This window comes from Trichocoleus sp. ST-U2, assembly GCF_039961875.1.
Classification (GTDB): domain Bacteria; phylum Cyanobacteriota; class Cyanobacteriia; order Cyanobacteriales; family FACHB-T130; genus FACHB-T130.
The window spans coordinates 1-11350 of sequence record NZ_JAMPJY010000082.1 but is presented as its reverse complement, the minus strand read 5'-3'; the positions used below and the strand labels follow the sequence as shown (position 1 = coordinate 11350).

Sequence of the window (11350 nt, the reverse complement as noted above, 5' to 3'; positions counted from 1 at the left end):
TGCTTTGTTTCCACTGTGCAATTGCCAAAAGAAGCCGTTTCCTGTAGTTTGCTTGTTAGTAAATGCTATTTTTGGGCTACCCTCTCTAATAGATATCTGGGGCATGGGTCATGCATCAGTAGCTTTTGCTGCCACTGCGGTTCAAATTTTTGACAAAAGTCATCTATTTGGCAAAACAAAGCATCTCCCCTGGCCAATTAAGGGGGGGTAGTCCTAAAGATGTAAGGATGCATTGTAATGGTGAACAAAGTACCAAATTGCCCCAATATGGTTCTCCAATTTCTTGGAAAACGATAACGTCTTCCTCACCAAACGTGACACTCGCTGACGCAAGGTACAGTTAAACCGTTCAATTAAGCTAGTTTTGCCACTTTCCTTACCCACACTTTGATGCCGTTTACTGGGGAAGATATCCTCATAAGCAGACCAAAAATCGGTATAAGCAACAGCGCACTGGCGATAAACTGCTGGCAGGGCATCCCACAATCCCTGTGCGCTATTTTGACTCCGGTCTCCCACGCACACCCCAACAATTTCCCTGGTTTCGACATCTAATGCCAACCAAATCCACTGCTTGTTGCCTTTGTTACCCACAAACGACCACATCTCATCACATTGGATGGTTAAGCCCCCCTTTTTTTAGCCTGTACCTTCACTTGACGGGGCACGTTCCGATATTTCTCATTGACATAGCTTTGGAGCCAAGGTTCTGAAACACCTGCTACTCTGGCAATGCCAGCTAACGGAATCTTCTCCAACAGCAGTTTGTCGATCAGAGTTTTGGTGATTTGATCAATGACTTTGTTTTGTGGGTCTTGGACAAATTGTCTACCACAATCGCGGCACTTGTAGTTTTGTTTGCCATTATGGATTTTGCCATTTTTGACAGTATGCGTTGAGTCACAAGCAGGACAGGCAAGTAGAGAAACCGGCATAAATCAATTGGGGTCACTTCGTCTTCTCTATCCTTACATCTTTAGGACTACCAAGGGGGTTGCTGAATATTTCTGTAGATTTTTCATTTTCAGCTTACTTGCCCCCTCCCTTTCTTGGACGCTTCTCCATCTATTTCTATCCACAATCACCAACTCCTGTCGGGTTGAAACTTGTCTTTTCAGCCTACTTCAGGCTTTCTGAGTCAACCTTCCCTCTGAACAGTGAAGTAGGCACTTGTTGTTCTGATACTTAAAAACTTAACTCAGTGGAACCGTTCACTGTAGAAAGTCGAGTCTTAGAGGATTTACTGACTGCCGTTGACTTCACACTTCATGAATTCCTGTTCGTCCAGCAAGACTCGCTACAATGGTTGCTAATTCAGAAGGTTCCACAGGTTTAGGGATGTGCATTTGAAATCCGGCAGCGATCGCTCGCATCCTATCTTCAGCCCTAGCGTATGCTGTTAGAGCAACAGCAGGAGTTCGTCCCCCCTCTTCTGGGTTCAATGCCCGTACTCTACGAATCAATGTGTAGCCATCCTCTCCAGGCATCCCAATATCGCTCAATAGAACATCTGGTTTAAGAATTTTTATCGCTTCAATCGCTGAATCAGCCGATCCAACGGCACACACAGAAGCTCCACACTGTTCCAATAGCGTGGTGACAAACACGCGCGAATCAACCTCATCGTCTACAACGAGTATTTGTAAGCCATCTAACGAAGGTGGATGGTTAAATGAAACTCCCCGCCCAACCGTTGGGTGTACCCGCTCTCCCTCACTTGTCTCCATACGGACAGGCATCAGAGGAAGCTTTACGATAAATGTCGCTCCCTGCCCCTCACCTTGACTTTCTGCACGAACTGTCCCACCGTGTAGCTCTACCAAGTGGCGTACAATCGCTAGACCAAGACCAAGTCCACTGTATGACCGGGTAATAGAACTATCAGCTTGACGAAAGCGGTCGAAGACATAGGGCACAAAGTCAGAGTTAATGCCAAGTCCTGTATCGATTACTGTTATTTCAACATGGGAGTTAATCCGTTCGAGGCGAACCTGAACTCGCCCTTCTTTAGGTGTGAACTTGATTGCATTGGATAATAGATTCCAAATTATCTGCTGTAAGCGGTCTGAGTCACCGGCAACCGGGCCTGCTGCCGGATCGAGTACACTTTGGAGTCGAATAGCCTTAGCATCAGCCGCCGGACGGACGGTATCAACCGCCGCCTCAACAACCAAAGCAAGCTCAATTGGGCGGACATTTAGGCGTAACTTGCCCTGAATGATGCGGGAAACATCCAGCAAATCCTCCACCAGCTGAGCTTGTGCCCTAGCACTGCGTTCAATGGTCTCCATCGCCCGCGCAGTAGTCGCCTCGTCAAATTTGCGGGTATTGAGTAATTGAACCCACCCTAGCATTGCGTTGAGGGGCGATCGCAGTTCGTGAGACAGTGTTGCCAAAAACTCGTCCTTCATCCGGTTTGCTGACTCCGCCGCGGTGCGTGCTTCCTGTTCCGCAACGAGTAGTTGGTTGCGTTCGTCTTCAACTTGCTTCCGTTCAGTGAAGTCACGCATGATTTTAGAAAAGCCTCGTAGCTGCCCAGTCTCATCTCGTAAGGGCGTTACGATGCCACTTGCCCAGAAACGGGTGGCGTCCTTACGCAGGTACCAGCGTTCATTTTCAGCACGACCTTCTATTACTGCCGTTTCCAGTTCTTGCTTGTCTGCACCGAGTTCTAGGTCTTCAGGTATATAGATAATTGAGGCAGATTGACCGAGGATTTCGGCTTCCTGATAACCGAAAATGCGCTCTGCTCCAATGCTCCAACGAATAACACGCCCGTCTGGGTCGATGAAGAAAATCGCGTAGTCTTTTACATTTTCTAATAACAAGCGAAACCGTTCTTCGCTGGTTCGCAGCGCTTCTGATGCCCACTTGCGATCTGTGATGTCAGCTACGATATACACAGCACCCGTAAAAACTCCACTCTCGTCGAACACGGGATCTGTGGTTACAGAAAACCATCGTTCACCACACCGTAGCTCTTCGTTCTCGCGACGACGGGTTTCTTGGACACGAGTTAAGGGAGTTACCTCGACGCAGCCCAGGATATCGTGCATTACCTCCTGATAAAAGCAACCCTCGATCTTTCCGAACGGTTTTTTCAGAAGATTCGTCATGGCGCTGTTAGTTCGCAAGATTCTGCCACGGTGATCTAGTAAACAAACACCATCTTTCATGGCATTGAATGTCGTTTGCCACTCTTTCGCCAAAGCCATTGCCGATTCTTCAGCTTCTCGGATGCGGAGCAAAGCTTTCACAGTAGCGAGCAACTCGATTGCCTCCACCGGCTGGGCTAGATAGCCATCTGCACCACTCTCTAACCCTTGTGCCTTGTCTTTACTCTCGACAAAACTAGCAGACAAATGCAGGACAGGAATAGAGGAAGTAGCAGGGTTTGCCTTGAGGCGGTGGCAGACCTCAAACCCATTAATATCAGGAAGCTGCACGTCAAGGATAATTAAGTCAGGCGGTTGCTGCGCTACTAATTGCAGACCCGTTTCGCCAGTAGCAGCCTCTTGAACCTTATACCCCTCTTTCCGAAGCATTCGACTGACGACATAGCGGTTCGTTTCATTGTCGTCTACGTGCAAGATCGTGATAAGGGTGCGGTCAGACATGAGCAGCCTCTCCAGGCTCTAGAACTAGCCCAGCTAAAAGAAGTGCTTCTCGGACAAGAGCGATCGCTTCTTCACGGGATGAGTTTTCTTTTGAGAGAATCGCTACTGTGCTTTCAACAAGTATCGAGCGTTCCTCTGGTTCAAGAAGCTTTGAAGTATTAATAATTACCGGAATATTTTTAGTAGCTGGATCGGCTTTCATCTGTTCCAAAACCTCGAACCCGCTCATATCTGGCATAACTAGGTCGAGAAAAATGCAAGAAGGATTTTCTAGGCGGGCGTGACGGATACCTTCGTCCCCTGAAGTTGCCTCAATTATCTTAAAATTAAAACATTTTTCACGAGTGGTGCGACCCGTAAAATCGGCTAAATATTGCTTTAGTAGATAGTGGGATGCTGGGTCATCGTCAATAATCAAAACTTTTTGTAAATGCTCTTGTTTGACTAAAGTATTAAGTTTTTCAAGAAGCGATAATCGTTCTACTGGTTTCACAAAAAAGGCATCTGCACCTAAAGCACGAGCTTTCTTTTCGTTGTCAATAACAGTGATAACAACGATCGGGATATCTCGTGTCGAAGCGTTTCCTTTCATCTCTGAAAGGAAATCCCAGGTATTTTGCTCCTCAAGCAAAATGTCTAATAGCACAGCTCGTGGCTCAAACATTTGAAATGCTTGTTTTACTTGCTTGAGCGATCGCGCTGGGATAATTTGATAGCTCGACCCCGCAAAATACTTCTCGTAAATGAACAGTGTTTCTGGGTTATCTTCTACAACTAATACTGGATAGCGAGTCGCATCTAACTGCAAAGGAGCATCGGGTTCAGATACCTCCTCTATATCACCCTCACCCCGGTAAATGAGCGGTATGGTGGCGAAAAACGTGGAACCTACCCCTTGTAAGCTTTTGATGGAGACACTCCCTCCCAGTAACTCGGCTAACTTCCGCGAAAGCGGCAGTCCTAGACCTGTTCCTTTAACCCGCTTTTGAAGGTGAGAATTCACCTGAATAAATTCCTCAAAGATCCGTTCAGTATCCTCAGGCGCAATTCCGATACCTGTATCAGCCACCGAGAAGACGACAGCGTTTTTGTCCAGTTCAGCTCTGATGCGAACTTCACCTCTTTCGGTATATTTCAATGCATTAGAAATAAAATTTCTCAAAATTTGGGCAACCTTCCCCTCATCGGTGCAGAGTGGGGGAAAGCCAACAGGTTCTTCAAAAACAAGAGAAATTGAGGAATTATCGCTAAGAAGTGGGCGCAGCATTCCTCGAAGAGTAGCGAATAGCTCGCTAACTTCAAACGCATTCGGATGAACCACAATTTTTCCTGCCTCGACCTTTGCCAAGTCCAAAAGGTCGTTCACCAACTCCGAGAGTCCTTCAGCCGATTGACGGATAAACGTCACTTGCTGTTCTTGATCGGGTGTCAATTCACCATCCATCCGATCTAGCAGCAGTCGAGAGAGAGACATAATCGAGTTGAGCGGCGTGCGAAACTCATGGCTCATATTAGAGAGGAAGCGAGTTTTGAGTTCATTGGCTCGCTGTAAAGAAACTGCTTTTTCGTCTAACTCGGCATATAATGCCACAACACCCCGATTAGTATCCTCTAGCTCGCGATTGACCTGCGCCAATTCAGCTTGACGCTTTTCGAGTTCTGCTAGAGTGCGAAGCAGTTCTTGGTTTTGTTGCTGAATTTCCTCAAAGGGATTTTGAGACCCTCGCATCGCCAACTCATCAGCAATTTGCGCCAAGCGCTTTGCTGTCAAGCTCGGTGCCCGCTTTGGCAAGGTTTTTTCCATCAGCACCTCTGTTCCCTGCCCTGGCGTGGACGCGATATGAAACCGATCCATCAGCCGCTTGGTGCCAATAATGCCTAAACCCATTCCGGTTTTTGATTTATACTGCCCATCCAGAATGCTCTTCAGATTGGCGATACCCGGCCCTTGGTCACGAATGCATACCACCAAGCTCTGAGGCAATTCGCCTTCCACCCGAAACTCTATTTTTCCCCCACGGGTATATTGGAAGGCGTTGCGGGCAATTTCCGATACAGCAGTGGCAATGCGCGTCTGATCCTGCGAGTCAAATCCCAAAGCTTGAGCAATCTGGCGTGCCTGCTGACGGGTCATCACGACATCTTGCTCAAATCGTATTTCTATCGTAAGAAGATTGGTCATTGGTCAATTGCTAATGGCTAATCGCTTGTTATTTATTGTTCATCAGCCCCTGCTGTACTCCTTTGGCCTTCAGTCTTCTTCGCGAGCAACCAGCACAGTGATGTCATCGCGACCTCGGTAGAAATCCCGGTACAAAACTCCAGCAATTAGGCTGGGATGTCTGGTTATGAGACCAGCATAGCGATCCAATCGCCACTGTGTACTCAACCCATCGGAATGCATCACCAAAAGCCCTCCTTGAGGCCACTGATAGACAAATTCCTGGATTTTACGGACTTCATGCCCCACTGTGCCATTGTGGGAAACCATGCTGTAGCTTCCTGCGGGAGAAAAAACGCTGCCAGCGATATTACCAACTCCAGCAAAACGAACGACAAGAGTTTTAAAGTCTACTTCTGCGATCGCTAAAGCGGCTCCACGAGTACTCCGCAGGGCTACGTGAGCCGCTTCAATAATCTCTGCGGGACTTTTGCGGACATTCTCTCGAAATATCTGAATGGCTTCTAGGGACGCCTGGGCGGCTAGAGGGCCGTGACCCAAACCATCTGCGACTAATAGCAGACTGCGACCGGGCTGTTGGTCGGTTGCCCACCCATCACCCGATACCTCCTCCCCTGCCATCGGGAGGCACACCACGCCAATCTCTAGATTGTTGGTCGATTGGTTTGCCACTTCTGGGCAAGCCCAGAGGTGACTTAATAAAGCTGTACCCACGTTGGGAACAGAATGAATCTCAAAAAAAGCAGAAAGGCGGCTAACTGCCCCCAAACCATTTCCAGGAGTCCCTGCTGTAGAAAAACCGTCGCGCAGACACTCCTGGATATTGCTGATCCCTGGCCCTTTGTCCAAGGCTAGGATTTCTATACCCGTTATCTCGTTTTTGCTTAAAGGCTGTAGCAGCAACAGACCGTCTTTAGCGTGCAGAACCAGGTTATTGGCGATCTCAGTAACGACAATACCAACCTGCCCCCGCTCAGTTTCGTTGAAGCCGAGACGAGTCGCGATCGCGAGGGCTATTCGTCTCGCTTCACCAGCCTGACTAGACTCTAAAATGGGTAAGGCGACGGGAGCATTCATAATTAACTCACTTCCACTTTGTAATAGTGACTTTTGTGCCTTCTCCGACACGGGAAACGATATTGAATTCGTTCACCAGGCGCTTTGACCCACTCAAACCCATCCCCAGCCCGTTTCCGGTTGTGAAGCCATCTTTTAGCGCCAGATCGATATCCGGAATTCCTGGCCCACTGTCTTCAAAAGTTAGCCGCAGACCCCGACGGAGTCCCTCCTCTAGGGCTTCGAGTTGCACCGTCCCGCCGCCGCCATAGTCCAGGGTGTTGCGTGCCAGCTCGCTCGCCGCTGTCACGATTTTAGTCTGGTCTATTAGGCTAAAACCCAGTCCTAGGGCAAACTGACGCACGGCTTGCCGTACTAGCACAACGTCTGCCGAAGACTGGATGCTTATCGTTTCAGACCTCTGCAAGACCATCTATGCTCCCCCTAGGAGAAGCCTCCAACGATTTATGCAGGAGGGACATTCCCTTTTCAACGTTTAAGGCTGTGCGAATGCCGGTTAAGGAGAGTCCTAACTCTACTAAAGTGATGGCGACTGCTGGCTGCATACCTACAACAACCGTTTCAGCATCAAGTACTCGCGACATCTTGGCAATATTTCCCAGTATCCGTCCAATAAAAGAATCAACGATCTCTAGTGCTGAAATATCTATCAGCACACCACGGGCACTTGTTTGGCTAATGCGGTCGGTCAGGTCATCTTGCAAAGCGATCGCTAGGCGATCGTGCATATCGACCTGAATCGTCACTAGCAGGAATTCACCCATTTGTAATATGGGGATACGTTCCATAAAACTCCTTAAGTGCGTGTTTGGGCGCGAGAGATCGTGGCTCCAGTTCGCTTCAGCGCCAAAGCAAATGCGTCGCATAGAGAAGCCTTGGTGATCACATCAGCCAGATCCACGCCCAAGTAGACAATCGTTTGAGCAATCTGGGGCCGAATCCCGCTCAGGATGCAATCAGCGCCCATTAGACGAGCCGCAGTGACTGTCTTAAGTAAGTGCTGAGCGGTGAGAGTATCAACGGTGGGCACTCCCGTAATATCAATGATGGCGACTTCCGAACCCGTCTCTACAATCTTCTGCAAGAGGGACTCCATCATCACTTGGGTGCGGGCGCTATCGAGGGTGCCAATGATGGGTAGAGCTAAAATGCCTTCCCACAGTTTCACGACCGGCGTTGAAAGTTCCATCAGCTCCTCTTGTTGGCGCAGGATCACTTCCTCGCGGGCTTTCTGATAGCTTTCAGTTGTCCAGAGTCCAAGCTTGTCCAACAGAGTCGTAACTGACCAAATCTCTTCCAGAAGGCTTTCGCTATCCTGTGCAAGTTCTAGGCGCAAGCGGCTGAACAAAGGTTGCTTCAAAGAAAAAACAAAAGTTGCGGTTTCTGATGGCGTGAAGCCTTTCTGGCTGCGCGATCGCGAAATCGAGCCAAGCATCTCGCGCACGCTACGCCATTCAGTCGATTTAATGTCGGTGAAGTTACCCTGCTGGACAGATGCCGAGAACAAGTCTAGGAATTCTCTGCATTCTTCACGCAGCTCTATTTCCTTAATTAGGTCTTTGCGGATACCAGCAGTTATTTGCTCTGAGATCCAGTCTGTTAGCAGTTGGGATTGATCGGTTTGGAGAATTTTCGGAATCTTACTTTTGCCGCTCACGTTCATATTAACGGCCCCTTATTTTAGCCTGTATTTGGCAAATTATTGTACAAGTCAACTATTTAGGCTTTTCGGCTAACTAGCTCAGTGGAGCCATTGAACAGCTTTCGTTGCGAGAATCTCTAGATGTACTTTTTTATCGTTAAGAAAATCTAGTTGACGAACTAGGCAGTATGAGGTAGTCCCTGAAAGGCTGATTGACCAAGATTAATTATAAGGATAAGGCGGGACAAAATAAGTACGTGTTACCGAAGTTTCACCGTCACGTTCCTACGCTTATGGTTCGCCCTAAAATCTGCAAGCCAGCCTAGAAATCATACCCATCATCTAGGCTAAAGGTTGCTGAGTGCTTCCTGTTGCGTTGCGTAATCAACTGTAATTGAAGCAAGGCGATCGCGCGAAGGCACCCTATAAACTGCTCTGTGACAGTTACACAAGTCCTAAGCAAGCATCTTCACGTCTTCGCACTCGCTACAAGTCCTCTATTGAGAACTTTTGTGCTAAAGCAGCAGTGAGAGTCAGGAAGTTTTGAGAATCTCGAATTGTTAATTGCAGAGGATGAGTGGGAAAAATATTAGTAACCCACTTGCTTATCCACTACATTTCGCAGCGGTAAACCAGCTTGATAGCGGCTCAAATTCTCCAAAAACAGTTCTAAGGATCGCTGGTAAGTTTGTGGCGAATCTGCCGAACAGTGGGGTGAAATAAAGACGTTAGGCAGCGACCAAAAAGGACTATCTGGCGGTAAGGGTTCTGCGGAAAAAGTGTCTAATGCAGCGCCTGCAATCCAGCCTTCTCGAAGAGCAGTCAGCAATGCAGCTTCATCAACGATTGCACCTCTAGCAATATTAATGAAAAAGGCAGATGGACGCATGGCTTGAAAAACTGCTGCGTCCATCGTGCCTTTCGTCTCCGGTGTCAGAGGTGTGCTAACGACGACATAATCAGCTTCCGGAAGCAGCGATCGCCATTCGGTTGCACTCACGACTTTGTCAAACTCCGGTAGCGGTTCGGGATGGCGACGGCTACCCCAAACTCTCATGCCAAAAGATGACGCACGTTGCGCGATCGCGACGCCAATACTTCCCGCACCAATAATTAGCAAAGTTGCATCTTTCAACTCTTTCAGTTTTATGCCTCTCCCCCAATTACGTTCAGCTTGAAATGCTTGTAGTTGAGGTAAATTTTTCGCATGATAGAGCATAAACATCAGGACAAATTCCGCAATCGGAATTGCATGAACCCCTGCACCATTCGTGAGAGTAATCTCCCGTCCCAAAAACGTTGGTGTCAGAATGTGATTTACCCCGGCACTAGGGGTGTGTTGCCAACGCAGTGCGGGTGCAGCCGCGAGAACTTTATGCAAAGTAGTTGGTTTTAGCAGAATCCAGTTGAAATAAACTTCAGCATCGCTGGCATCGCCGTCAAGATTGCCCTCACTATCCACACGTACCACCTGTAAATTGGGAGGTAAACGCGGCTCGATATCAGATGCAATTTCGGTAGGGATTATTAGTCTCATATTTGGTCTGATATCGGAACGAATTCGCTATGTATCGCGTGACCGCAGATGGTTTAGTGAATTCTGGACTATGTATGCGGGAAGTAGTGGGAAGTGACGACACGCAAGGGTTTTAGTCTTTAGGCTGTGTTTGATTCAACCGCAAATGGTTTGGTAAGCTTGGGGCGGGAATCGCAAATAGTTTGGTGTAAACTCTCCGATATTGAGGAGAGTGATGTTTTCTGTCGTTGCAGAATTCTGCACGAAATTCGTTCTACTCAGTCTCCAGTAGAGTAGAGTGTGTACGCCAAACCATCTGCGATCGCGATTCAGCAACGCCTAGTTTGAGATGTTAAGCGCTATCTCTAAGAAACTTTGGGCAAAAGTTTCTTAGAATTTCAGGAACTTCCGCGAACATTTGGCAGATTGAATGGACGCACAGGAGGGGCAGCCGCCGCACCATAATTCACTCGGCAACCAATATTTAATATGTTGGCTCCACACTCAAGTGGTACGACTTCGCCGCCTAGCATGGCGCTACAGCTCACATAACCATCATTGTTCGTGTCCTTAATCATGCACTCAATCGGTGTGGCACGCGCATGGCTAGACCAAGACCTCATACCCATCCCTGCAATCATGTGCTGCCAAAAGAAACCGAGAACAAACAAGCCAAAAACAACAGCAATGACTGCCGTAGCGATAATCCCGACTCTGGTTTTCCAATTGCTGAGAATTCCTCCCGGCTTGAGTTGTGGAGAATTCTGTACGGTGGGAGCAGCATTGGTTTTTTCTGGTACTGGTTGAGTTTCAGACATGGTAATGCTTCTTTACTCAGTAAGCCGCCACTTTGAGTGGCTTACCTAAAGTCTACAAAATGCCGCAAAAATAGTGGTGCGATGTATAAAATCGAGTGGTAACAGAAAGAATCAAATTCTCTTGAGGATTTCTAGAAAGCGATCGCATTTTAGCGATCGTGTTCTACCCTTCAGGAACCCCAAGGGCAAACACAGCAGTACTTCGCCATCACTACATTTAAGGGATGCTCCTACTCCAGCCGCGACACTAATACACGGACTACAATGCAGAAGTGTCTGGATTGCCCTGCCCAGTTGGTTATCAAAGAAATCGTCTATGGAATAATCTGCTATGCCTCCTAGCCAAGTCCATCACCCAAATCTCTATGAAACAGATTACCTGCAATAAACTTAATCGGAAATAAGAGGTTGTAGAGAAAAGTGGGATCGTTTCTATTCCTTTCACCCTAAGCTGTCACCAGCTAGCGATAGCTGAGACGGAAGTTGTGCAATCCACAA

The 11350-nt window shown here is 47.9% G+C and carries 9 protein-coding genes; all 9 read right to left on the bottom strand.

The features are described from left to right. Positions 1 to 213: 213 nt before the first annotated feature. A protein-coding gene (locus NC996_RS27575; RefSeq protein ID WP_190435410.1) for an IS1 family transposase occupies positions 214 to 935 on the bottom strand; the annotation gives its coding sequence in 2 pieces (ribosomal slippage) (positions 214 to 629 and positions 629 to 935; 723 coding nt in all). Between the two features lie 324 nt (positions 936 to 1259). Then, the gene (locus tag NC996_RS27570; RefSeq protein WP_190688875.1) at positions 1260 to 3617 is read right to left on the bottom strand and encodes a response regulator; all 2358 of its coding nucleotides are present in this window, start codon (positions 3615 to 3617) and stop codon (positions 1260 to 1262) included. Then, the gene (locus NC996_RS27565) at positions 3610 to 5799 is read right to left on the bottom strand and encodes an ATP-binding protein (protein WP_190688872.1); all 2190 of its coding nucleotides are present in this window, start codon (positions 5797 to 5799) and stop codon (positions 3610 to 3612) included. The genes NC996_RS27570 and NC996_RS27565 overlap by 8 nt, the downstream gene beginning before the upstream one ends. A 69-nt stretch (positions 5800 to 5868) precedes the next feature. Further along, entirely contained in the window at positions 5869 to 6876 is a 1008-nt protein-coding gene (locus NC996_RS27560; protein ID WP_190415967.1) for an ATP-binding SpoIIE family protein phosphatase, read from the bottom strand. Between the two features lie 7 nt (positions 6877 to 6883). Continuing rightward, entirely contained in the window at positions 6884 to 7288 is a 405-nt protein-coding gene (locus NC996_RS27555; protein WP_190415968.1) for an anti-sigma regulatory factor, read from the bottom strand. Beyond that, complete coding sequence (locus NC996_RS27550; protein WP_190415969.1) at positions 7269 to 7664, bottom strand: STAS domain-containing protein; 396 nt, start codon at positions 7662 to 7664, stop codon at positions 7269 to 7271. Before NC996_RS27550 ends, NC996_RS27555 begins: the two co-directional genes overlap by 20 nt. Positions 7665 to 7672: 8 nt before the next feature. After that, a complete protein-coding gene (locus NC996_RS27545; RefSeq protein ID WP_190688869.1) occupies positions 7673 to 8539 on the bottom strand; it encodes an STAS domain-containing protein in 867 nt (288 codons plus the stop codon). A 568-nt stretch (positions 8540 to 9107) separates the two neighbouring features. After that, positions 9108 to 10055, bottom strand: a complete 948-nt coding sequence (locus NC996_RS27540) for a D-2-hydroxyacid dehydrogenase (RefSeq protein WP_190688867.1) — start codon at positions 10053 to 10055, stop codon at positions 9108 to 9110. A 377-nt stretch (positions 10056 to 10432) separates the two neighbouring features. Beyond that, on the bottom strand, positions 10433 to 10852 hold the full coding sequence (locus tag NC996_RS27535; protein ID WP_190415972.1) for a hypothetical protein: 420 nt from the start codon (positions 10850 to 10852) through the stop codon (positions 10433 to 10435). Positions 10853 to 11350 lie beyond the last annotated feature (498 nt).